Raw genomic sequence first — 23,114 nt, forward strand, 5'->3', positions numbered from 1 at the left:
CGAGGCCGCGGTGCGGGCCGTCGCCGTCGGCGGCGTCGTGGTAGTCGCCGTCGCGGTAGGCGGGATCCATGCGGATGGCCTCCGCCTGCACGGAGTTGAGCGCGATCTGGTCGGCGTCGAGATGGCAGGTGCCGCCAGGATCGCGAGGTGGCGCATGCGGTCCGGGTGGCCGACGCCCCACTCGAGCGCCTGCATGCCGCCCATGGAGCCGCCCACGACCGCGGCCCACACGTCGATGCCCAGCGCGTCGGCGAGGGCCGCCTGCACGCGGACCTGGTCGCGGATGGTGATGTAGGGGAAGCGGGCGGCCCACTCGGCGCCGTCCGGGGCGAGGGAGGCCGGTCCCGTGGTGCCCTGGCAGCCGCCGAGCATGTTGGGCGCGACCACGAACCAGCGGTCGGTGTCGATCGCGAGCCCCGGGCCGACGATGCCGTGGACTACCAGCCCCCGGTGGGCTGCCCGGGTCCGGCGGGACCGCGGAGACGGCTGTCCCCGGTGAGCGCGTGCAGCACGAGGACGGCGTTGCGGCCGTCGGGCGCGCGCTCGCCGAAGGTCTCGTAGGCCACGCGCACCGACTCGGATGCGCCCGCCCGCCTCCAGGTCGATCCCGCCCACCGACGCGAAGAGGCGGTCGGCGACGGGATCGCCCTCGCGCCACGCCCCGGAGGCCGGCGGGCGGCCGATCAGGAGCGGATCTGCGCGTCCGTCACGAGGCTCGACGGGACGGTGTCCTCGGGTGTCTGCCAGTCCATCCCGATCAGTGAACCATCCGCGACGGGCGCGCGCCCGAGTGTTACGCCCCGACCGGCCCGGCGCCCTGGAGCGACGAGTCGATCGCCGCGTCCTTGACCGCGCGGGCGGCGCGCAGCCCCGCGGCGAGGTCGTCGATGATGTCGTCGATGCTCTCCAGGCCCACGGACAGGCGCACGAGGCCCGGGGTGACCCCGGCGGTGAGCTGCTGCTCGGGCGTCAGCTGCGAGTGCGTGGTGGAGGCCGGGTGGATGACGAGGCTGCGGACGTCGCCGATGTTCGCCAGGTGGCTGAACAGCTGCAGCGAGTCGACGAGGGCGCGCCCGGCGTCGACCCCGCCCTTCAGCTCGAAGGACAGCACGGCGCCGACGCCGCGCGGCGCGTAGCGGTTGGCCGCGGCGTACCAGGGGCTCGTGGGGAGACCCGAGCAGAGACGGCGGCGATGTCCTCGTGGGCGTCGAGCCACTCGGCGACGGCCTGCGCGTTCTGCACGTGCCGCTCGATGCGGAGGCTCAGCGTCTCGATGCCCTGGATCAGCTGCCAGGTGCTCGCCGGGGCGATGGAGGCGCCGAGGTCGCGGAGGAGCTGCACGCGGGCCTTGATGATGTACGCGATCCCGTCGCCGAGCGCCTCGGTGTAGGTGACGCCGTGGTACGAGGCGTCGGGCGTGGTGAGGCCGGGAAGCGCTCGGCGTGCTCCGACCACGGGAAGCGGCCGCCGTCGACGACGAGCCCGCCGATCACGGTGCCGTGCCCGCCGAGGAACTCGGTCGCCGAGTGCACGACGATGTCCGCGCCGTGCTCGAACGGCCGGATGAGGTACGGGGTGGCGATGGTGTTGTCCACGATGAGGGGCACGCCCGCGGCGTGCGCCTGGTCCGCGACGCTGCGGATGTCGAGGATGTTGATGCGCGGGTTGCCGATGGTCTCCGCGAAGAAGAGCTTCGTGTTCGGGCGCACGGCCCGCGCCCACGCCTCCGGGTCGTCCTGGTCCTCGACGAACGTCGTCTCGATGCCGAAGTTCGCGAGCGTGTACTTGAAGAGGTTCTTGTAGGTGCCCCCGTAGATGGAGGAGCTGGAGACGATGTGGTCGCCGGCCTGCGCGATGTTGAGCACCGCGAAGGTGGACGCCGACTGGCCCGACGCCACGAGGAGCGCCGCCGACCCGCCCTCGAGCGCGGCGACGCGCTCCTCCACGACGGCCTGCGTGGGGTTCTGGATGCGGGTGTAGATGTTGCCGAACTCCGCCAGCGCGAAGAGGTCCTGCGCGTGCGCCGAGTCCTTGAAGACGTACGACGTCGTCTGGTAGATCGGCGTCGCGCGCGCGTTGGTGACGGTATCGGAGCGGCCCCCGCGTGGATCTGCTGCGTCTCGAAGCGCCAGCCCGCTGCCCGGTCCTCGTCGTGGTCGCTGATCCTGGCGGTGCCTTCCCACGCGTCGGTGTCGCCGTGCGAGCGCACCTCGACAGTAGGAACACGGCCCGTGGGCGGTCAACGCGACCCGTTCGGCGCGGCGTAACCCGCCGGCGCCCGGGTTCCCTACGCTGGGGTCATGTCCAGCAGCAAGAGGGTCGTCGTCACGGGTGCGAGCTCGGGGATCGGCGCCGCCACCGTCCGCCTGTTCCGGAGCCGGGCGGGACGTCGTCGGCGTCGCCCGCCGCGAGGACCGCCTGCGGGCGCTCGCCGAGGAGACCGGGGCCGCGTACGCCGTGGCCGACCTCACCGTCCAGGCCGACGTGGACGTGCTCCGCGACCACCTCCGGGAGACCGGGACGTCCACGCGCTCGTGAACAACGCCGGCGGAGCCGTCGGCACCGACACGGTCGAGGGCGGTCTGCGGCCGACTGGGCGTGGATGTACGAGATCAACGTGTCGTGGTCCAGCGCGTGACCAGCGCGCTCCTGCCGCTGCTGCGCGCGGGCGTGCCCGCAGGCGGCAGCGCCGACGTGGTGACCGTCAGCTCGATCGCCGCGCACGTGCCCTACGAGGGCGGGGGCGGCGACAACGCCGCCAAGGCCGCCGTCCACGCGATGCTGGGCGTCCTCCGCCTCGAGCTCGCGGGGAGCCCCTACCGCGTGATCGAGATCGCGCCGGGCCAGGTGCGCACGGAGGAGTTCTCGCTGGTGCGCTTCGGCGGGACCGGGCCAAGGCCGACGCGGTCTACGACGGCGTGCCGGGTCCCCTACACGGCGGAGGACGTGGCGGAGGCGATCGTGCACGCGGTGGAGCTCCCGCCGCACGTGAACGTGGACCTGCTCACCCCTGAAGCCCGTCGGCCCAGGCCGCGCCGGCGCAAGCTCGTGCGGGAGCCGCTCGCGGTCCGCGCGGAGCTGACCGACCGGGGCTGATCCGCCGTCGGCGCCGGCGCCGGGGTTGCCGGAGGTCAGGCGCCGGGCGGGGGCGTGACGGCGGGGACCTCGGGCAGGGGGGCCGGTCAGGAACCCTGCGCGAGGTCGGGGCCGTGCAGCGCGACGACGGTCTCGCGGGGCGTGCTCGCGATCGGCTCCATGCGCCGCCAGGATGTGTCCCGGGTGATGGCGATGCCGCCGAGGGCGGCGCCGACGAAGCGAGTTGCGGATGCCGGCCTCCTCGGCGGGCATCCCCTCGGGCAGCGCGCTCGTCCAGGTGCTGCGGCGCCGCCTCGGCCGAACCGCTTGTTGCAGCGCGCCGCTGTCGTGGTCCGACGACGCGGTGACCCAGCGCATGATGGTGGACCCCACCGGGTGCTCCCGCGTGTGGAGGGCCGCGTCCACGAGGGCCGCGCCGCGCTCCTCGACGGGGAGCCCGCGCAGGTGGAGGTGCGGGGCCGGGAGGTCCTCCGAGGGGCGGAGCGCCTCCTCCAGCAGGGCCTCGAGCGAGCCGAAGTAGTAGCAGGACGAGGCTCGGGTCGCACCCGCGGCGGCGGCGGCGATGCGCCGGGCGCTCGCGCGGTCGGCGCCCGACTACGATGAAGCGGCGTGCGGGCCGCCTCGATGATGCTCATGCGGGCGTCGCCGGTGGTGCGGGGCCCGCGGCGACGGGGTCCCGCGTCGTCCCCTGCGTGGTCGCGATGCGTCGGAGCTCGTTCGCCAGTACGGCCATGGGGCGTGCCTCTCGTGTGGTGAGGGACCAACGTAATGCGGGGCCGCCGAGCGGATGCCCCGGATGGGGGAGTTGTGAACAACCCGTCCGGCCGACCTGTGAGTTTCGACGAGGCGTGTCCAGTGCCGCTCCCGTGCTGCAGAAGAGCCTCCGCGTGCCCCAGCTGCCCCTCCCGTTCGAGATCGTCTCGCTGTCGAATACCTCGTCGTCATCCTCGTCGCCGACCTGCTGATCGTGTACCGGCGCCCGCACGTCCCGTCCACCCCGGGAGTCCGGCCTCTGGGTCTGCGTTCTACGTGGGGCTCGCGTCTGGTCTTCGCCGTGCCGTCAATGGCTCGTCGTCGGCGGCACGGAGCACGCCGGCCAGTTCCTCGCCGGATGGCTCACGACGGCACGAGCCTCAGCATCGACGGCCTGTTCGTCTTCGTGATCATCATGAGCCGGTTCAGCGTGCCCCGGAAGTCCCAGCAGGAGGTGCTCATGGTGGGCATCGTGGTCGCGCTGGTGCTGCGCGGGATCTTCTGTCATCCTCCTGGGCGCCGAGCTCATCGAGAGCTACAGCTGGATCTTCTACGTCTTCGGCGCGTTCCTCCTCTACACGGCCGTCAAGCGGGCGGTGGGCGACGAGGACGAGGGACAGCGAGGACTCGCTCTCCCAGTCAGGTTCCTCCGCCGACGCCTGAAGATCGCACCCGACTGCGACGGGCTCGAAGGTGCGCACCGTCATCGACGGCCGCAAGGTGCTGACGCCCATGGTCATCGTGTTCGTGTCGATCGGCACCAGCGGACCTGATCTTCGCCCTCGACTCGATCCCGGCCATCTTCGGCATCACCGAGTCGCCGTTCATCGTCTTCCGCCGGCGAACATCTTCGCGCTGATGGGCCTGCCGCCAGCTGTACTTCCTGGCTGGGCGGGCTGCTCGACCGGCTGGTGCGCCTCGAGTACCGGGATGGCGTTCATCCTCTTCTTCATCGGCGTGAAGCTCGTGCTGCACGCGATGCACCGAGAACACGCTGCTCGTTCGTCAACGGAACGGCGGCGGGCATCGAGTGGGCGCCCGAGATCCCGACGCTCGTGAGCCTCGTGGTGATCCTCGCGTCCATGGCGGTCGCGACCCGTGGCCAGCCTGGTCAAGATGCGCGCCGACGGGATCGCCGTCGCCCCGGCCGACGGCAGCGAGGCGGCCGTCGAGCGCGACGACGACCGGGCCGAGCGGTGGCCGAGGCGCGCACCGTCGCGCTCGGCGGGCGCCGGATCCACGTGACCTGGGCCGCCCGCGCGGACGTGGGCAGCGTGCGCGCGCCGGTGAACGACGAGGACGGGCTGCTCGCGGACCCTCCCCCGTCTGGCTCGTGGCCGACGGCGTGGGCGGGCACGCGTTCGGCGACCGGGCCAGCGCGACGCTCGTCGAGACCTTCGGCGGGCTGTCGGGCGATGCGCCCGTGACGCGCCGACCTCGTCGTGGAGGCGGTCGACGCCTCCAACGAGGCCATCGGCGACCTCATCACGGGCGACGACCCGCCCGGCGCCGTCGCGGGGCACGACCCTCGCCGGCGTCGCGCTGGTGCGGTCGAGACGACGACGAGGCCCTCCGGATGGTCTTCAACGTCGGCGAACTGGCGCGTGCTGCGCATGGTCGCACGGCCGCCTCGAGCAGGTCACCATCGACCACTTCGGCCGTCCAGGAGCTCGTCGACCGGGGCCGGGTGGCGCGCGCCGAGGCCGAGGCGGGAGCCCCTGTGCGGAAACCTCATCACCCGCGCGGTCGGGATCCCACGACGAGGTCGCCGCGGACGAGTGGCTGCTGCCGGTCGCGGAGCACCAGGTGTTCCTCATCTGCTCCGACGGCCTGACGAACGGAGCTCGACGACCGCTCGATCGAGGCCGTGCTGCAGCTCGCGCCGCGAGGACGGCGGCGGAGTCGACCGCGCAGCGGACGCGCGCTCGTCGCGCAGGCCCTCGCCTCCGGCGGCCGCGACAACGTCGCCCCGTGGTCGTGATCGAGGCGCGCTCCGAGGTCGAGGAGCGGCACGGCGGCCCGCGCCGGGTCCGCGGGCGCGCCGTCGCCCGAGGAATAGCCGGGAGCTCCCGGCGTTAGACTCCCATGATGCGCGAGGGCGCCCTCGCGCCCCTGCCATGAGGAGAGCCGCGTGCAGCCTGCGAAGACCCTGGCCGAGAAGGTGTGGGCCGACCACCTGGTCGCCGAGGGGGAGGACGGGACCCCCGACCTCCTCTACATCGACCTCCACCTCGTCCACGAGGTCACCAGCCCGCAGGCCTTCGACGGCCTCCGGCTCGCCGGCCGCCCCGTGCGCCGACCGGACCTCACGATCGCGACCGAGGACCACAACACGCCGACGATCGGCATCGACCGGCCCATCGCCGACCTGACGAGCCGCACGCAGATCCACACGCTCCGGAGGAACGCCGAGGAGTTCGGGATCCGGCTGCACTCGCTCGGCGACATCGAGCAGGGGATCGTCCACGTCGTGGGTCCGCAGCTCGGGCTCACCATGCCGGGCATCACCGTCGTCTGCGGCGACTCGCACACCTCCACCCACGGCGCGTTCGGCGCCATGGCGTTCGGGATCGGCACCAGCGAGGTCGAGCACGTCATGGCCACGCAGACGCTGCCGCTGCAGCCCTTCAAGACCATGGCGGTCACCGTCGAGGGCACCCTGCGCCCCGGCGTGACGGCCAAGGACATCATCCTCGCGGTCATCGCGCAGATCGGCACGGGCGGCGGCCAGGGCTACGTGCTCGAGTACCGCGGCAGCGCCATCCGCTCCCTCTCCATGGAGGGCCGCATGACGATCTGCAACATGTCGATCGAGGCCGGCGCGCGCGCCGGCATGGTCGCGCCCGACCAGACCACGTACGACTACCTCCGCGGCCGGCCGCACGCTCCCACGGGCGCCGACTGGGACGAGGCCGTCGCCTACTGGGACACCCTCGCCACCGACGACGACGCGGTCTTCGACGCCGAGGTGTTCCTCGACGCCGACGCGCTGGAGCCCTTCGTGACGTGGGGCACCAACCCCGGCCAGGGCGTCTCCCTGAGCGAGCCCGTGCCGGATCCGGCCGCCATCGCCGACCCGAACGAGCGCGCCGCCGCGACGCGCGCCCTCGCCTACATGGACCTCGCCCCGGGCACCCCCATGAAGGAGATCGCGGTCGACACCGTGTTCATCGGCTCGTGCGCCAACAGCCGCGTCGAGGACCTCCTGGCCGCCGCGGAGATCGTCCGCGGCCGCACGAAGGCCGAGGGGGTCCGCGTCATGGTCGTCCCCGGCAGCGCGCGCGTGCGTCTCGAGGCCGAGGCCGAGGGCATCGACAAGGTCTTCACCGACTTCGGCGCCGAGTGGCGGTTCGCCGGGTGCTCCATGTGCCTCGGGATGAACCCCGACCAGCTCGCGCCGGGCGAGCGCTGCGCCTCCACGAGCAACCGCAACTTCGAGGGCCGCCAGGGGAAGGGCGGGCGCACGCACCTCGTGTCGCCGCTCGTCGCCGCGGCCACCGCGATCCGCGGCACGCTCTCGAGTCCGTGGGACCTGCAGGAGGACGGCGTCGTCGACGCCGAGTCGATCCGCCAGGCCGCCGCCATCGGACAGGAGGCCTGAGCATGGAGAAGGTCAGCATCGTCACCGGGACCGCCGTGCCGCTCAAGCGGTCGAACGTCGACACCGACCAGATCATCCCCGCGCAGTTCCTGAAGCGCGTCACGAAGACCGGGTTCGAGGACGCGCTGTTCCACCAGTGGCGCCAGGATCCCGCCTTCTTCATCAACCAGCCGGTCTACGAGGGCGCCACCGTCCTCGTCGCCGGTCCGGACTTCGGCACCGGCTCCTCGCGCGAGCACGCCGTGTGGGCGCTCCGCGACTACGGCTTCCGCGCCGTGCTCAGCCCGAGGTTCGGCGACATCTTCCGCGGCAACTCGGGGAAGCAGGGCCTCCTCACGGGACTCGTGAGCGAGGACGACGTCGAGAGGCTGTGGGCCGCGATGGACGCGGAGCCCGGGCTCGACCTCACCGTCGATCTCGTCGAGCGGGTCGCCACGGCACCCGGCCTGACGGTCCCGTTCGAGATCGACGAATACACTCGGTGGCGGCTCCTCGAGGGGCTCGACGACATCGCCCTCACCCTCCGGGACGAGGACGCCATCACCACCTTCGAATCACGACGGGCCTCATGGCGCCCGCGCACCTTGCCGGCCCGGCCGGCAGCTCTGGAGAACTGAATGAACTCACTAGTCAGCGACGCCAAGAAGGCGGGGAGCGGGTGGGCCTCCTGTCCGACTCCATCGTGATCAACGGCGGCATCCCGCTGCGCGGCCGCATCGAGGTCCGCGGGGCGAAGAACCTGGCCACCAAGGCCATGGTCGCCTCGCTGCTGGGCGAGACGCCCAGCCTCCTGCGCTCGGTCCCCCGACATCAGCGACGTCCGCGTCGTCTCCGGGCTCCTCGAGGTCCACGGCGTCACGCTCCGCAAGGGCGAGCAGGAGGGCGACCTCATCCTCGACCCGAAGGACGTCGAGAGCGCCCACATGGCCGACATCGACGCCCACGCGGGCAGCTCGCGCATCCCGATCCTCTTCTGCGGGCCGCTGCTGCACCGCCTCGGCGAGGCGTTCATCCCCGACCTCGGCGGCTGCCGCATCGGCGACCGCCCCATCGACTTCCACCTCGACGCGCTCCGCGCCTTCGGCGCCGTCGTCGAGAAGCTCCCGAGCGGCATCCGGCTCACCGCGCCGGACGGCCTGACGGGCGCGAACGTCGAGCTGCCCTACCCGAGCGTCGGCGCGACCGAGCAGGTGCTCCTCACCGGCGTCCGCGCGAAGAGGCCGTCACCGAGGCTGCTGAACGCGGCCATCGAGCCCGAGATCATGGACCTCATCGCGATCCTGCAGAAGATGGGCGCGATCATCTTCCGTCAGAGCCGAACCGCGTCATCCTCATCGAGGGCGTCGACCGGCTCGAGGGCTACGCGCCGCCGTGCGCTCTTCGACCGCAACGAGGCCGCGAGCTGGGCCTCCGCCGCGCTCGCGACCGGTGGCGACGTCTTCGTCGGCGGCGTGCGCCAGGCCGAGATGATGACGTTCCTGAGACGTGTTCCGGAAGGTCGGCGGCGCGTTCGACATCGAGGAGGACGGCGTCCGGTTCTGCCCACCCGGGCGGCGACCTCAAGCCCGTGGTCATCGAGACCGACGTGCACCCCGGCTTCATGACGGACTGGCGGCAGCCGCTCGTCGTGGCGCTCACGCAGGCGCCCGGCGTACTGGATCATCCACGAGACCGTCGTCTAGAGAACCGGTTCGGCTTCGCCGACGCGCTCAACGAGATGGGCGCGGACATCGTGGTGCACGAGGAGGGCCTCGAGGGCCACGAGCGCCGCGTGGCGCGTCGCCGGCTTCGAGCAGGCCGCCCGTCGTCAGCGGGGCCGACGCACCTGCACGGCGCCGACGTCGCGGTGCCCGACCTCCGCGGCGGGCTCAGCCGCCTGCATCGCCGCGCTGACGGCCGAGGGCCGGTCCACGGTCAGCAACGTCGGGATCATCTCCCGCGGCTACGAGGACTTCATCGGGAAGCTGCGCCAGCTCGGCGCCGACTTCTCCTACGAGGGATAGCACCACGGGCGGCGTCCGCGCCGCCCACGCCAGCCGGGCGCGTCCAGTGGACGCGTCCGGCACGCCGCCTGGGCGGATCAGGCGGACGACGAGGACGACGACCGGCACCGGACTGGAGACGCCATGGCGAACGAGAAGGCCCGACCGTCGATCTTCTGGGTGCTGGCCGCCCTCGTCCTGCCGGTGCTCAACATGGCGGTGCGGTTCGAGATCCGGAACCCCGAGCGGCTCCCGCGCACTGGCTCTACGTGCTCGCGCCCAACCACTACAGCGAGATCGACCCCGTCGTGATGGGCGCGGTCGCGTGGAAGCTCGGGCGCCTGCCCGCTTCCTCGCCAAGGCCTCGCTCTTCGAGGCGCCCGTCGTCGGCTGGTTCCTCCGCCGCTCCGGGCAGATCCCGTGCAGCGCGACGGCGGAGTCCGCGGCGGCCAGGCCATCTCCCAGGCCACGGAGCTCGCGCGGGACGGACGGATCGTCGTCGTCTACCCCGAGGGCACCCTCACGCGCGACCCGGACCTCTGGCCCATGCGCGGCAAGACCGGTGCCGTGCGCCTCGCGCTGCAGTCCGGCATCCCCGTGATCCCCGCCGCGCACTGGGGCACGCAGCAGCTGATGGGCCGCTACTCGAAGCGCGTGCGCCTCTTCCCGCGGAGCACGATCCACGTCGTCATCGGCGAGCCCGTCGACCTCGCGCGCTTCCGCGACCGGAGCCTCGACTCCGCCACCCTGACCGAGGCGACCGCCGTCGTCATGGCCGCCATCACGGAGCTCGTCGAGGAGCTGCGCGGCGAGACCGCCCCCACCGAGCGCTGGGACCCCCGCTCGAGGAACCAGAAGGAGACCGGCCGATTTGAGTGACGCGACCGCGAGCCCCGCGACCGACCCCCGCACCGACCCGGGTGCCGACGCCCTCGAGGAGCGGCGCCGCATCGTCGTCCTCGGCGCCGGCAGCTGGGGGACCACGTTCGCCAAGGTGATGGCCGACGGCGGCAGCGACGTGCTCATGTGGGCCCGCCGGCCCGAGCTCGCCCGCGAGATCACGGAGGCCAAGCGCAACAGCGACTACCTCCCCGGGATCAACCTGCCGCAGCGCCTCACCGCCGACCCGTCCCTGGAGCGCGTGCTCGCCGGCGCGACCGACGTCTTCGTGTCCGTGCCCAGCCAGACGCTCCGGGCGAACCTCGAGCAGGCGCGGGACCTGATCCCATCCGACGCCGTGGTCGTCAGCCTCATGAAGGGCGTGGAGAAGGGCACCGGCCTCCGGATGAGCGAGGTGATCGCGGAGGTCCTGGGCATCGGCCCCGAGCGCATCGCCGTTGCGTCGGGCCCGAACCTCGCGCTCGAGATCGCCCGGGAGCAGCCGACCGCCGTCGTGGTGTCGTCCGCGGAGCAGGCCACCGCCGAGCGCGTGGCGAAGATCGCCCGCAGCACCTACTTCCGGTCGTTCGTCAACACGGACGTGATCGGCACCGAGTTCGGCGGGGTCCTGAAGAACCTCATCGCCGTCGCGGTCGGCATCGTCGACGGCGTCGGCTACGGCGAGAACACGAAGGCCTCGATCATCACGCGCGGCCTCGCCGAGATGACCGCCTTCTCCGTGGCCTACGGCGCCCGGGCGGAGACGCTCGCGGGTCTGGCGGGGCTCGGCGACCTGATCGCCACGTGCGAGTCGTCGCTGTCCCGCGACAACACCGCGGGCCGCCTGCTCGGCCAGGGGTACAGCTTCACGGACGTGGTCAAGAGCATGCAGCAGACCGCGGAGGGCCTCTCCTCCGTCGCGCCCGTCCTCGAGCTCGCCCGTCAGCGCGGCGTGCTCATGCCCATCGTCGAGCAGGTCCAGCAGGTGCTCGCGGGCACCCTGTCTCCCGCGACATCGCGCCCCACCTGACCACCGACGACGACACTCCCCGGGGAATGACCATGACCGCACGCACCCGCGTCGTCCTCCTCTTCGGCGGGACCTCCAGCGAGCACTCCATCAGCTGCGCCACCGCCAGCGGCGTGCTCGGCGCCATCGACCGCGACCGCTTCGAGGTGATCCCCGTCGGCATCACCCGCGGCGGGGCCTTCACGCTGCAGGCGGACGACGCGCGCGCCTTCGCGCTCGACGCCGACGCGCTGCCCGAGGTCGTCGACGACGGCTCGCGCGTGCGCTGGCCGGACGACGCCTCCAGCCGCGAGCTGCGCGTGCGGGACGCGGACGGCGGCGAGCGGTGCCTCGGCTCCGTCGACCTCGTCTTCCCGATCCTGCACGGCACGCAGGGCGAGGACGGCACCGTCCAGGGTCTCCTGGAGCTCTCGGGCCTGCCGTACGTCGGCTCGGGCGTGCTCGCCTCGGCCCTCGGGATGGACAAGCACTTCGCGAAGACCGTGCTCCGTGCGGCCGGGATCGACGTGGCGCCCTGGATCACGGTGTCCCGCCACGAGTGGGCCGCCGATCCCGACGGGGTCCGAGAGCGCGCCGCCGGGCTGGGGCTCCCGCCTTCGTGAAGCCCGCGCGGGCGGGGTCGAGCGTCGGCGTCAGCCGCGTGGCGGCGCCCGCCGACCTCGACGCCGCCCTCGCCGTCGCGTTCCGCGAGGACGACCGCGTGCTCGTCGAGACGGGACTCGTCGGCCGCGAGGTCGAGTGCGCCATCCTCGACGAGGGCCCGGGGCGGGCGCCGAGCGCGTCCGTGGCGGGCGAGATCGTCGTCTCCGGCCGCGACTTCTACGACTTCGACGCCAAGTACCTGGGCGCCGACGGCATCGACCTCGTGTGCCCCGCGGACGTCACGGCCGAGGAGCTCGCCCGCATGCAGGAGCTCTCCGTCCGGGCCTTCCGGGCAGTGGACGGCCGGGGGCTCGCGCGCGTGGACTTCTTCCTCACCGCCGACGGGTTCGTGCTCAACGAGATCAACACGATGCCGGGCTTCACGCCCATCTCGATGTTCCCGGCCTGCTGGGAGGCGTGCCGGGCTCGCCTACCCGGACCTCATCTCGCGGCTGATCGACGTGGCCCTCGCGTGGGAGGCGGATCGCCCCGTCCGCTGACGGTCCGTCGCCGCGTCCGAGGAGCCTAGGCTCGGAGCATGCTCGTAGGACGATCCCTCGCCCGACCCCGCCTCCACCCCGACGCCCGACCCGGCACCGCCGCGCGCCGGCGACCGGGGCGCACCCGGCGACCGGGGCGCACCCGGCGACCGGGGCTCACGGCGGCCGGACGGCCGTGCGCGGCACGTCCGAGGGTGCCGACCTCGTGCTGCGCGCGCCCGGCGCGACGGCCCGGCCCACGGTGTCGGTCGTGATCCCCGTGCGCGACGACGCCGGGCACCTGCGCGCGTGCCTCCAGGCCCTCGCCGGGCAGACCGTGGCCCCGGACGAGGTCGTCGTGGTCGACAACGCGTCGCACGACGACAGCGCCCGGGTCGCGCGGCAGGCCGGCGCGCGCGTCGTGTCGGAGCCGGTCGTCGGGATCCCCGCGGCCGCGAGCACCGGGTACGACGCCGCGCGGTACGAGGTCATCGCGCGCCTCGACGCCGACTGCGTGCCGCCCGCCGACTGGATCGAGCGGCTCGGCGACGTGCTCGCGGCCCGACCCGACGTCGACGCCGTGACGGGGGCGGCGCGGTTCCTCGACGGCCCGCGGGCCCTCCGGGGCGTCGCGGCGGTCGTCTACCTCGGCGCGTACTTCGCGTCGGTGACGCTCGCGCTCGGGCACCCGCCGCTGTTCGGGTCCAACTTCGCCCTCCGCCGGGACGCCTGGCGCCAGGTGCGCACGGAGGTGCACCGCGAGGGGACGCACCTCCACGACGACATCGACCTCTCCGTGCACCTCGGGCCCGAGCGCCGCATCGTGCTCGACCCGCACCTGCGCATGGGCATCAGCATGCGGCCGCTGACGCGCCCGTCGACGCTGCCGCTGCGGGATGAGCCGGGGGATGACCTCGCTGACCCTGCACTGGCCGCACGAGCTGCCGTGGCTGCGCTGGCGACGGACGGGACGTCGCGCGCTCGCGGAGCGCCGCCTGCGCCGGTCCGCCGGGGCCGTCCCCGCGGGGCGGGGCCCTGCCGCGACCGGACCGGTGCCGGTCACCCCTCCGGCGGCGGCGCGTCTCCCAGGTCCTGCGCGCTGACGCAGCGCGCCTCCTGCGGGATGACCGCCACGACGCCGCTGAGGTCGGTGAGCGCCGTGTAGCTGGCCTGCGTGGAGTCGATGACGACCTCCACGGCGGGGGTGCGGCCGTAGGTCGTGTACCGGATGTCGGGGGAGCGCGAGTCGTCCTCCACCCAGTCGACGTCGTCGTAGCTGATGCACGCGTCGGTGGTGGGGCCGGGGGTCGCGACGCCGCAGCGGAGGATGACGGTGCTCTGCGGGTCGCCCCACGCCGCCGTGCCCTGCGCGTCCGTCTCGCGCAGCGGCGCGGTGCCGAGCTGGGCGGGCAGGTGCACGACCACGTCGGCGCACAGCGGGTCGGTGGCGGCCGGAGCGGCCTCGAGGGAGACCGTCGGGGAGCATCCGGCGAGGAGGAGGGCGGCGCCGCACGCGGCGGCTGCGGCGGCGGTGCGCAGGGCACGGGCGGGGCGGCGGGGAGACATCCCGATCAGGCTAGCGTGGCTGTCGTGACGACTCCTGGGACGGCCTCGACCGCGGATCCGAGCGACGGCGGGGCGGACGGAGGGGTCGCGGACACGGCCACCCTCGGGAGCGCCGGCGAGCTGGCGACGCTCGCCCGCATCGTCGCCCGCCTGCCCGACGCGGACTCCGCGGACGTCGGCCCCGGCGACGACTGCGCCGTGGTGCGCGCCCCGGACGGCCGCTTCGTGATCACGACCGACATGATGATCGAGGGTCCCGACTTCCGCCTCGCGTGGTCGACGCCCCACGACCTCGGTCGCCGCGCCGCGACCTCGAACCTCGCGGACGTGGCGGCGATGGGCGCGCGCCCGACGGCCCTCCTCGTCGCGATCGCGGCGCCCGCCGGCACGCGCGTCGCCGACCTGGAGGCCCTCGCGGACGGGCTGCGCGAGGGCTGCATCCTCCAGGCCCCGGGCTGCGGCGTCGTGGGCGGCGACCTGTCCGTCTCGGACGCGCTCGTCATCACCGTCACGGCGACCGGCGACCTCGAGGGACGCGACCCGGTGCTGCGCGGGGGCGCCCGCCCCGGCGACGTGATCGCGGTGGCGGGGACCCTGGGCATGGCCGCCGCCGGCGTGCAGCTGCTCTTCGACGAGGCCCGGAGCGCGGGGCCCGACGGCGAGCCGGTCCCCGACGCACGGCTCGCCCGGGAGCTGCGCGCGGCGCACCCGGACGCCGTCGAGGCGCAGCTGGCGCCCGTCGCGCCGCTCGCCGCGGGATCGTCCGCCGCGCGCGCCGGGGCGAGCGCCATGCTCGACGTCTCCGACGGGCTCCTGCTCGACCTCGCCCGGATGGCGCGCGCGAGCGCCGTCGTCATCGACCTCCGGACGGCCGACCTCGCGGCCGACGCGCGCCGCGTCGCCGCCGCGCATCCGTCCCTGCCGCCGCGGGCCCTCGACCTCGTCCTGACCGGCGGTGAGGACCACGCCCTCGTCGCCGCCTTCCCGGCCGGGACCGCGCTCCCGGAGCCCTTCCGGGCGATCGGGGCTGTCGGGGAGCCCGGCGCGACCGGACCCGCCGTCACCGTCGACGGCCGCCCGTACGACGGTCCGCGGACGGCGCTCGGCGGCTGGGACCCCTACGCCGACTGGGACGGCGCGCGCTAGCGGACGGGGCGCATCAGCGCCGGCCGCGCGTCAGGAGCCGCCGCCGTCCGCGTCCGCGACGGCCCACCACACCACGGTGTCGCCGTACGCCTTCCGGCGGTCGAGGCGGAGGCCCGCGGGCCATGACGGCTCCGCGGAGCGCGAGCTGCGCTCCACCATCACCACCGCGCCGTCGACGAGGCGCGGGACGAGGGCGGCCAGCTCCTCGGCCAGCTCGCCGTCGCCGACCTCGTACGGCGGGTCGAGGAACGCGACGTCGTAGGAGCCGCGGTCGCCCGAGAGGAACGCGTGGACGCTCTGGGCGGCCACGCGGATGCGGGGGCGTGGATCCGGCCGGCGCCGCCCGCTCGATGAGCAGGGCGTTGGACCGGCACACGGCCGCCGCGGGAACCGCGCGCTCCACGAGGACCACGTCGACCGCGCCCCGGCTGGCGGCCTCGAGCCCGAGGGCGCCGGATCCGGCGTAGAGGTCGAGCACGCGCGCGCCGTCGAGCGCGTCCCGGGCCTCGAGCCCGGAGAACAGCGCCTCGCGCACGCGGTCGCTCGTGGGGCGCGTGCCCGTCCGCGGGACGCGGAGCACGAGGGAGCCGGCGTACCCGGCGACGATGCGGGTCACGCCGCCGCTCGCGGGGAGCGCGGTACGACGTCGTTCAGGGCGGGGTGCACGGGCCACGATGCTACCCGCCCTGTCCGCGGCCGTCCCCTCCCCGGATGCGCCCGGGTCGCTGACGTATGCTCCAGGGACGCCCACGACGCTGGAGGATCTGCGTGACGAGCCCCGAGTCCGAGTCCGTTCCCCTGCACGCCGGATCGGGCCCCCACCCCGCCCGCATCCGCCCGGCCTCCCGCGCCGGCGCGCACGCCCCCGCGGGCCGCGGGTCCGCCGCCATGCCGCTGGAGGAGGTGCGCCGGCTCGCCGACCTCATCCTCGGCAACATCGACAGCGTCATGTCCGGCAAGCACGAGGCCACCCGGATGGCGCTCACGGTGTTCCTCTCCGGCGGCCACCTCCTCATCGAGGACGTGCCGGGCGTCGGCAAGACCATGCTCGCCAAGGCGCTGGCGCGGAGCGTCGACTGCACGGTCAACCGCATCCAGTTCACGCCCGACCTCCTGCCCTCCGACGTCACGGGCGTCTCGGTGTACAGCCAGGCCGACCACCGCTTCGAGTTCCAGCCGGGCGCCGTGTTCGCCAACATCGTCATCGGCGACGAGATCAACCGCGCGAGCCCGAAGACTCAGTCGGCGCTCCTCGAGTGCATGGAGGAGGGGCAGGTCACGGTCGACGGCGTCACGCACGGCCTGCAGCAGCCCTTCACGGTCGTCGCCACGCAGAACCCGGTGGAGATGGAGGGCACGTACGCGCTGCCGGAGGCGCAGCGCGACCGCTTCATGGCCCGCATCTCGATGGGCTACCCCGACGCCGCCGCCGAGCTCGCCATGCTGCGCTCCCGCGACACCGGTGAGCCCCCTCGACGAGCTCCGCCCGGTCGTCGACGCCGACGAGCTCGACGCGATGATGCACGCGGCCCGCGGCGTCTACGTCTCCGATCCCGTGTCGCGCTACACCGTCGCCATCGTGCAGGCCACGCGCGGCCACGAGGACATCCGCCTCGGCGCGAGCCCGCGCGCCACGCTGCAGCTCATCCGCGCCGCCAAGACGCGCGCCGCGCTCGACGGACGCGACTTCGTGCTGCCGGACGACGTCGACGCCCTCGCGGCACCCGTGCTCGCCCACCGGCTCGTCGCCACCGGCCGCGCGCTCGGGCAGCGCGGGCGGGGCCAGGCCGCGGTCGTCGAGATCCTCGAGCGCATCGTCGCCTCGACCGCCGTGCCGCTCAGCGCCGCGGGACGGACGCGCTGACCCCGTGCCGCCCCTCGCGCGCCTGATGCGCCGGATCGGCATCGAGGCCGTCCCGCACCCGACCCTCCGCGGCATCGCCCTGCTCGCCGCGGGCGTCGCCGCCTTCGCGGGCGCCTTCATCGCGGGGCGACGCGAGTTCGTGTTCATCGGCGTCGCGCTCCTCGCCCTCCCGCTGCTGGCCGCTGTCTGGCTGGTGGTCGCCCGGGTCCGCCTGCACGTCGAGCGCACCTTCACCGCCGACGTCGTCGAGTCGGGCACGCCGACCACCGTGACGGTCTCCGTGGCGAACGTCGGCCCGCTGCCCACGCCGCGTGCGTGGGCCGTCGACCTCGTGCCGGGCCCCGACGGCGCCACCCCGCCGGCGGAGCTGCCGTCCCAGCGAGGCTCGCGCGCGGATCCCGCCGGTCCTCGGCCCGTCCGGTCCTCCGGTACGACCTGACGCCCGAGCGCGCGGCCTCCACGAGGTGGGGCCGCTCGCGGTGGAGGAGCACGACCCCTTCCGCCTCATGGTCCTCCGGCACGTCGGGGGCGGCACCTCCCGGCTCGTCGTCACGCCGCGCGTCGCGGACCTCGAGGCCGAGCCGGGCGGGCAGGTCTCGTCCGAGGGCGAGTCCGAGCGCGTGCAGCGCCGTGCGGACGGCGGGGAGGACGACCTCGGCACGCGCGAGTACCGGGCGGGCGACCCGCTCCGCCGCGTCCACTGGCGCGCCACCGCCCGCCACGGCGAGCTCATGGTGCGGCAGGAGGAGCAGCGCTCCAGCCCCCGGTCGCTCGTGCTGCTCGACACCCGGGCGGCGGGCTTCCCCCTCCACTCGGACTCCGACCCGGACTCGGACGTCGACGGCGACCGCGCCTTCGAGCGCGCGGTGTCGTTCGCCGCGTCGATCGGCGTGCACCTGCAGCGCGGCGGGTACTCGGTGCAGCTCGTGGAGACGGCGGGCGGATCCGCCGGCGCCCGGCGCCCTCCCGCCCGGCGACTCCGCCGCGGAGGGGGATCTCCTGCTGCACCTCGCCGAGGTGCGTCCCGCGGCCGTCGACCCCGAGCGCGACGGCGTCCAGGAGGTCCTGTCCGACCTCCGCCGGAGCCGCCGCGCCGTCCCGGTCCACGCGGTCCTCGGGCACCTCGACGAGCACGAGGCGCATCGGCTCGCCGGGCTCGGCGCGGCATGCCGTCCCGCGGTGGCGTTCCTCGCCGCGACCGGCCGCGTCGGCGGTCGCGACGACGCGGAGGCGCAGCGCATCCTCCGCGACGCCGGCTGGCACACGGTCGTCCTCGACGAGGTCACGCACCCCGCCGACGCCTGGCGCGCCAGCCGCACCGAGGAGATGGCGCGATGACCGACCTCGACTCCGTCGGCCTCGGTGGCCGCCAGGCCTGGGGCGTCGAGCCGCGGCCCCTCCCGGGCGAGCGCATCGGCGGTCCCGCCGGGCGCCCCCGCGGCGCGGGCGGCGGACGCGGCGGAGCATGGGGACGGCGGACGCGGCTCGGGTCGCGCCGCCGCCCGCTGGCCGCTCACCGCCGCGCTGGGCGTCGCCCTCCTCGCGGGTGCAGGCAGCCTCCACATCCTCGTCGAGCCCGGCGCCTGGTTCGTGCTGTGCATCCTCGTCGTCGCGGCCGTCCTCGGCTCCGCGGCCCTCCTGCGTGCCGCCGGCGTCCCGCGCCTGCTCGCCTCCGCGGGCGCGCTCGTCGTCCTCGTGCTCCTCGTCACCCTGGTCTTCGCCGGCCGCACCGCCGTGCTGGGCGTCGTGCCCACGCCCGAGACGCTGCGCACGCTCCTCGCCGTCGGCGAACAGGCCGGGGACGAGATCTACCGGCGCTCGGCCCCGGTCCCGCCGCTCGCGTCCATCGTCTTCGTCATCGTGGCCTCCGTCGGGGCGCTCGCGGTCGTCCTCGACGTCCTCGCGCACGTGCTCCGCCTGCCCGCGATCACCGGCCTCCCGCTCCTCGTCCTCGTGTCCGTCCCCGGCGCCGTCCTCGCCGGCGAGTTCTCGGTCGCGTCCTTCGCGATCACGGCGCTGGCGTGGTTCGGCGTGCTCGCCGCCGACGCCCGCGGATCGGACCGGGAGGGCGGCTGGCGCGGATCCGGGCTGCTCGGCAGGCCCGGACCGAGCGCCGCCCGTCCGCCGCCCCCGGTCGTCCGCGCGTCCACCCGGATCCGCGCGGGCCGCGCTCGTCTCCGCGGGCGCCCTGGCCGCCGGAGCCGTCGTCATCTCGCTCGTCGCGCCGGCCGTCGTCCCGGGCCTCACGTCGGCCACGTTCCCCGCGGCGTCCGGTTCCGGGCAGGGCGGCTCGCGCGTCGTCAACCCCATCCTCGACCTCGGCGACGACCTCCGCCGTCCCGTGGACGTCGAGGCCCTGCGCTACACGACGGCCACGGAGACGCCGCTCTACTTCAAGGTCACGACCCTGTCGCGCTTCGAGGGCGAGGTGGGCGCCGTCGCCCCTGCGGCCGCCGGACGGCAACACGGTCGACGCCATCGGACCGGACCTCGGTGCCGGATCCGACGTGCCCGTCGAGGAGGTCGACACCGGCGTCCAGGTGGAGGGCTCGTCGAGCGCCTGGCTGCCGGCGCCCTACGCGCCCCGCAGCGTCGACGGGCTCGAGGGCTCGTGGCGGTGGTCGGAGCAGGGCCTCGCGATCCGCTCGTCCGACTCCGACAGCCGCGACCAGAGCTACACGGTGCGGTCGGAGCTCCCGCGCCCGACGCCCGAGCAGCTGGCCGCCGTCCCCGCGGCGACCGACGGCGACCTGCGGCCGTACCTCGACATCCCCACGGGGACCCCGGACATCGTCGCCGCGACGACGGCCGACGTGCTCGACGGCATCGTCTCGCCCTTCGACCAGGCGCTCGCGCTCCAGGACTTCTTCACCGGCGGCCAGTTCCGCTACTCGGAGGAGGCGCCCGTCGAGCAGGGCTACGACGAGCAGCGGCGTGGATGTCGTGGGGGAGTTCCTGCAGGCGCGCTCGGGGTACTGCGTGCACTTCGCGTCGGCGATGGCGATCATGGCGCGGGAGGCGGGGATCCCGTCGCGCGTCGCCGTCGGCTACCTGCCGGGGGACGAGGTCGGCCGCGACGGCGACCAGGTGACCTACCGGGTGCGGATCCCACGACCTGCACTCGTGGCCCGGAGCTGTATTTCTCGGGCGTCGGCTGGATCGCCTTCGAGCCCACCCCCGGGCGCGGCCAGGCCGCGCCGTACGCCCAGCCCTCCGCGGCGCCGACCACCGCTCCCACGCCGTCGGCGACGCCGAGCCAGGCGGCGGAGCCCACGCCGTCCGCGACCCCGGCTCCCACCTCGTCCGCCGCGCCCGGCGCGAGCGGCGCGACCGCCGTCCGCATCCCCTGGGCGGCCCTCGGCGCGGGAGCCCTCGTCCTCCTCGCGCTCGCCCTGCTCGCGGTGCCGGCCCTCGTGCGCCGCGCGCGTCGCGCCGGTCGCCTGCGGGCCCTCGCGGCCGGCGACGCGCCCGCGGGCAGCGCCTGGCGCGAGGCCGAGGACTCTGCGGTGGACCTCGGCGTCCGGATCCGGGACACGGAGTCGCCGCGCGCGCTCGGCCACCGCCTCGCCGCCGACGACGCGTCGCTCGCCGACCCGGTGGCGCTCCTCGTCGGCGTCCGCGAGCGGGAGCGGTTCGCCCGCGCCGACGCCCCGGTCGACGCAGTGGCCGGGGCGAGCCAGGCCGCGGCCCTCGTCGCGCTGGGGGACGCTCTCCGCGCCCGCGCGGGCCGCCTCGACCGCGTGCTCGCCGTCGCCGCCCCGCGCTCGCTGGTGCGGCGGCGGCCCCGGGTCGACGGCGACCCGCCCGCCGACCCGCCCGCGGGGACGCCCGCCGGGCCGGGAGCGTCGGACGCCCCTCGTACACTCGAGGGATGACGGGATCCGACGCCGCGCTCGCGGGCGTCGTGGGCGGCCGCACCGCCGGGGTGCTGCAGAAGGCCTTCGGCCTCCGCACGGTCGCCGACCTGCTCGAGCACCTGCCGCGCCGCTACGCCCGCCGCGGGGAGCTGACCGCCCTCGCCGAGCTGCCGGTCGACCAGCAGGCCACCATCGTCGCGGAGGTGCGCGAGGTCCGGGAGCGGCCCATGCGGGCGCGGCGCGGCAGCATCCTCGAGGTGCGGATCACCGACGGCCGCGGCTTCCTCACCCTCACCTTCTTCAACCAGGCCTGGCGCGCGAAGGACCTGGTGCCGGGCGCTGCGCGGATCTCGCCGGCAAGGTCAGCGACTACCGCGGCGCGCTCCAGCTCGCGCACCCGGACTACGAGCTCTTCGACGCGCACGAGGGTCCGGGAGCTCTCGGGCGGGGAGCCCGACGCGGCCGCGCGGCGGTGGGCCGAGATGCCGATCCCCATCTACCCGGCCACGGCGTCGATGGCGAGCTGGCAGGTCGCCAAGTCGGTGGCGCTCGCGCTCGACGCGGTCGCCGACCTCGAGGACCCCGTGCCGGCGGACGTGCGCGCCGAGCGCGGCCTCCTGCCGTTCCGCGCGGCGCTCGAGGGCGTGCACCGTCCCGGGAAGGACGTCGACTGGCGGCGCGGCCGCGACGCCCTGCGCTTCCAGGAGGCCTTCGTCCTGCAGACCGCCCTGCTCCAGCGGCGTCAGGCGGCCCGCGCCCTCGCCGCCACCCCGCGGGTCCCCGTCCCCGACGGCCGGCTCGCCCGGCTCGATGCGCAGCTCCCCTTCGAGCTCACGGGCGACCAGCGCCTCGTCGGCGAGGAGATCGCGGCCGACATGGCGCGCACCTGGCCGATGAACCGGGCTCGTGCAGGGCGAGGTCGGCTCCGGCAAGACCCTGGTGGCGCTCCGGGCGATGCTCGCGGTCGCCGACTCGGGCGGCCAGTCGGCGCTGCTGGCGCCCACCGAGGTCCTCGCGAGCCAGCACCTCCGCTCGCTGACCGCGTCGCTCGGGCCGGACCTCGCCGCCGAGCTCATGCCGACGCTCCTCACCGGTCAGCTCCCGTGGCGGAGCGGAAGCGCGCCCTGCTGCGCATCGTGAGCGGGCAGGCGCGCATCGTCGTCGGCACGCGCGCGCTCCTCGGCGACCGCGTGGAGTTCCTCGACCTGGGGCTCGTGGTGGTCGACGAGCAGCACCGCTTCGGCGTCGACCAGCGGGAGGCCCTGCGCCGGAAGGGCGGGACCCCGCCGCACGTGCTGGTGCTGACCGCCACGCCCATCCCGCGCACGGTCGCCATGACGGTGTTCGGCGACCTCGACGTCTCGACCATCGCGGAGCTGCCGAGCGGCCGCCAGCCCATCGCGTCGTTCGTGGTGCCGCTGCACGAGCACCCGGCGTGGATCGAGCGGGTCTGGGAGCGAGCCGCGGAGGAGATCCACAAGGGGCGCCAGGCGTTCGTCGTGTGCCCCGCGATCGATCCGCAGGATCCCGACGCGGAGGACGAGGACGCCGCGGACGGCGCCGCCGACGCGCCGTCGCGGCCCGCCCTCGCCACCGTCACCGAGGTCGACGCGCTCCTCGCCGCCCACCCGCGGCTCGGGTCCGTCCGGCGCGCCGTCCTCCACGGCCGCATGTCGGGAGGAGGAAAGGACCGCGTCATGCGCGCCTTCTCCGCCGGCGACATCGACCTGATCGTCGCCACGACCGTCATCGAGGTGGGCGTCGACGTCCCGAACGCCTCGACCATGGTGATCCTCGACGCGGACCGCTTCGGCGTCTCGCAGCTGCACCAGCTGCGCGGCCGCGTCGGCCGGGGCGGCGTCCCCGGCCTCTGCCTCATGGTCACCCACGCGGAGCCGGAGACGGTGGCGCGGGAGCGCGTGGACGCGGTCGCGGCGACCCTCGACGGCTTCGAGCTCGCGCGCGTCGACCTCGAGCTCCGCCGGGAGGGGAACGTGCTCGGCACGAACCAGTCCGGCGGCCGCTCGTCGCTCCGGCTCCTGCGCGTCGCCCAGGACGGCGACCTCATCGAGTCCGCGCGGGGAGCACGCGCACGACGTCCTGGAGGCGTCGCCGACGCTCGACGGCCACCCCGCGCTCGCCCGGGCGCTCGCCCGCCGGCTCGACGACGAGGAGCGCGCCTTCCTCGACGAGAACTGACCGGGGCCGGCCGTAGGCTG

General features: G+C 74.8%; 14 protein-coding genes and 12 pseudogenes. 21 read left to right on the top strand and 5 right to left on the bottom strand.

What is annotated here, in order from left to right; all coding sequences use genetic code 11:
* Together ACZ411_RS04720 and ACZ411_RS04725 are read right to left on the bottom strand one after the other, a co-directional pair.
* A pseudogene (locus ACZ411_RS04720) lies at positions 1 to 752 on the bottom strand (homoserine O-acetyltransferase family protein); the annotation flags it as partial.
* Positions 753 to 793: 41 nt separating this feature from the next.
* Positions 794 to 2,164, bottom strand: a pseudogene (locus ACZ411_RS04725) (bifunctional o-acetylhomoserine/o-acetylserine sulfhydrylase).
* Positions 2,165 to 2,331: 167 nt separating this feature from the next.
* Between ACZ411_RS04725 and ACZ411_RS04730 the strand changes: the two are divergent.
* From ACZ411_RS04730 to ACZ411_RS04760, 7 genes and pseudogenes are all read left to right on the top strand, one after another.
* A complete protein-coding gene (locus ACZ411_RS04730; RefSeq protein ID WP_464168890.1) occupies positions 2,332 to 2,538 on the top strand; it encodes a hypothetical protein in 207 nt (68 codons plus the stop codon).
* Positions 2,539 to 2,634: 96 nt separating this feature from the next.
* The gene (locus ACZ411_RS04735) at positions 2,635 to 3,096 is read left to right on the top strand and encodes an SDR family NAD(P)-dependent oxidoreductase (RefSeq protein ID WP_464168892.1); all 462 of its coding nucleotides are present in this window, start codon (positions 2,635 to 2,637) and stop codon (positions 3,094 to 3,096) included.
* Between the two features lie 887 nt (positions 3,097 to 3,983).
* Positions 3,984 to 5,094, top strand: a pseudogene (locus ACZ411_RS04740) (TerC/Alx family metal homeostasis membrane protein).
* A gap of 88 nt (positions 5,095 to 5,182) precedes the next feature.
* Entirely contained in the window at positions 5,183 to 5,683 is a 501-nt protein-coding gene (locus ACZ411_RS04745) for a hypothetical protein (RefSeq protein ID WP_464168894.1), read from the top strand.
* A 297-nt stretch (positions 5,684 to 5,980) separates the two neighbouring features.
* Positions 5,981 to 7,450 (top strand): 3-isopropylmalate dehydratase large subunit, encoded by a 1,470-nt coding sequence (gene leuC / locus ACZ411_RS04750; RefSeq protein WP_464168896.1) that lies wholly within the window; start codon positions 5,981 to 5,983, stop codon positions 7,448 to 7,450.
* Between the two features lie 2 nt (positions 7,451 to 7,452).
* Positions 7,453 to 8,067 carry a 3-isopropylmalate dehydratase small subunit gene (gene leuD / locus ACZ411_RS04755; RefSeq protein ID WP_094115612.1) on the top strand — a complete coding sequence of 205 codons (615 nt, stop codon included), beginning with the start codon at positions 7,453 to 7,455 and terminating at the stop codon, positions 8,065 to 8,067.
* Positions 8,068 to 8,259: 192 nt separating this feature from the next.
* Positions 8,260 to 9,054 (top strand): hypothetical protein, encoded by a 795-nt coding sequence (locus ACZ411_RS04760; protein ID WP_464169257.1) that lies wholly within the window; start codon positions 8,260 to 8,262, stop codon positions 9,052 to 9,054.
* A 203-nt stretch (positions 9,055 to 9,257) separates the two neighbouring features.
* On the opposite strand, the gene ACZ411_RS04765 is transcribed toward ACZ411_RS04760, so the two are convergent.
* A complete protein-coding gene (locus ACZ411_RS04765; protein WP_464168899.1) occupies positions 9,258 to 9,383 on the bottom strand; it encodes a hypothetical protein in 126 nt (41 codons plus the stop codon).
* Between the two features lie 193 nt (positions 9,384 to 9,576).
* Between ACZ411_RS04765 and ACZ411_RS04770 the strand changes: the two genes are divergently transcribed.
* The 5 genes and pseudogenes from ACZ411_RS04770 to ACZ411_RS04790 all read left to right on the top strand — a co-directional run bounded on the left by ACZ411_RS04770 (position 9,577) and on the right by ACZ411_RS04790 (position 13,627).
* A complete protein-coding gene (locus ACZ411_RS04770) occupies positions 9,577 to 9,744 on the top strand; it encodes a hypothetical protein (protein WP_464168901.1) in 168 nt (55 codons plus the stop codon).
* Positions 9,745 to 9,852: 108 nt separating this feature from the next.
* A complete protein-coding gene (locus tag ACZ411_RS04775; RefSeq protein WP_464168903.1) occupies positions 9,853 to 10,311 on the top strand; it encodes a lysophospholipid acyltransferase family protein in 459 nt (152 codons plus the stop codon).
* Between the two features lie 70 nt (positions 10,312 to 10,381).
* A pseudogene (locus tag ACZ411_RS04780) lies at positions 10,382 to 11,367 on the top strand (NAD(P)H-dependent glycerol-3-phosphate dehydrogenase); the annotation flags it as partial.
* Between the two features lie 6 nt (positions 11,368 to 11,373).
* A pseudogene (locus ACZ411_RS04785) lies at positions 11,374 to 12,483 on the top strand (D-alanine--D-alanine ligase family protein).
* A 175-nt stretch (positions 12,484 to 12,658) separates the two neighbouring features.
* Positions 12,659 to 13,627, top strand: a complete 969-nt coding sequence (locus tag ACZ411_RS04790; RefSeq protein ID WP_464168905.1) for a glycosyltransferase family 2 protein — start codon at positions 12,659 to 12,661, stop codon at positions 13,625 to 13,627.
* Here the strand turns inward: ACZ411_RS04790 and ACZ411_RS04795 are convergent.
* Positions 13,522 to 14,028 carry a DUF3515 domain-containing protein gene (locus ACZ411_RS04795; protein WP_094115615.1) on the bottom strand — a complete coding sequence of 169 codons (507 nt, stop codon included), beginning with the start codon at positions 14,026 to 14,028 and terminating at the stop codon, positions 13,522 to 13,524. The genes ACZ411_RS04790 and ACZ411_RS04795 overlap by 106 nt on opposite strands.
* A 24-nt stretch (positions 14,029 to 14,052) precedes the next feature.
* On the opposite strand from ACZ411_RS04795, the gene ACZ411_RS04800 reads away from it, so the two are divergent.
* Positions 14,053 to 15,174 (top strand): thiamine-phosphate kinase, encoded by a 1,122-nt coding sequence (locus tag ACZ411_RS04800; protein ID WP_464168908.1) that lies wholly within the window; start codon positions 14,053 to 14,055, stop codon positions 15,172 to 15,174.
* 30 nt (positions 15,175 to 15,204) lie between these two features.
* Here ACZ411_RS04800 and ACZ411_RS04805 read toward each other — a convergent pair.
* A pseudogene (locus ACZ411_RS04805) lies at positions 15,205 to 15,790 on the bottom strand (RsmD family RNA methyltransferase).
* A 272-nt stretch (positions 15,791 to 16,062) separates the two neighbouring features.
* Here ACZ411_RS04805 and ACZ411_RS04810 point away from each other — a divergent pair.
* From ACZ411_RS04810 to ACZ411_RS04845, 8 genes and pseudogenes are all read left to right on the top strand, one after another.
* A pseudogene (locus ACZ411_RS04810) lies at positions 16,063 to 17,038 on the top strand (AAA family ATPase).
* Positions 17,039 to 17,042: 4 nt separating this feature from the next.
* A complete protein-coding gene (locus ACZ411_RS04815) occupies positions 17,043 to 17,477 on the top strand; it encodes a hypothetical protein (protein WP_464168910.1) in 435 nt (144 codons plus the stop codon).
* A gap of 67 nt (positions 17,478 to 17,544) precedes the next feature.
* Positions 17,545 to 17,772, top strand: a pseudogene (locus ACZ411_RS04820) (DUF58 domain-containing protein); the annotation flags it as partial.
* Between the two features lie 283 nt (positions 17,773 to 18,055).
* On the top strand, positions 18,056 to 18,376 hold the full coding sequence (locus ACZ411_RS04825; RefSeq protein WP_464168912.1) for a hypothetical protein: 321 nt from the start codon (positions 18,056 to 18,058) through the stop codon (positions 18,374 to 18,376).
* A gap of 252 nt (positions 18,377 to 18,628) precedes the next feature.
* A pseudogene (locus ACZ411_RS04830) lies at positions 18,629 to 19,030 on the top strand (transglutaminaseTgpA domain-containing protein); the annotation flags it as partial.
* Positions 19,031 to 19,226: 196 nt separating this feature from the next.
* Positions 19,227 to 19,689, top strand: a pseudogene (locus ACZ411_RS04835) (TgpA N-terminal domain-containing protein); the annotation flags it as partial.
* Between the two features lie 292 nt (positions 19,690 to 19,981).
* Positions 19,982 to 20,047: pseudogene (locus ACZ411_RS04840) on the top strand (hypothetical protein); the annotation flags it as partial.
* An 862-nt stretch (positions 20,048 to 20,909) separates the two neighbouring features.
* Positions 20,910 to 23,094 (top strand): annotated as a pseudogene (locus ACZ411_RS04845) (ATP-dependent DNA helicase RecG).
* The last annotated feature ends 20 nt before the right edge of the window (positions 23,095 to 23,114 follow it).

It is taken from the genome of Clavibacter sp. AC415, from assembly GCF_979252985.1.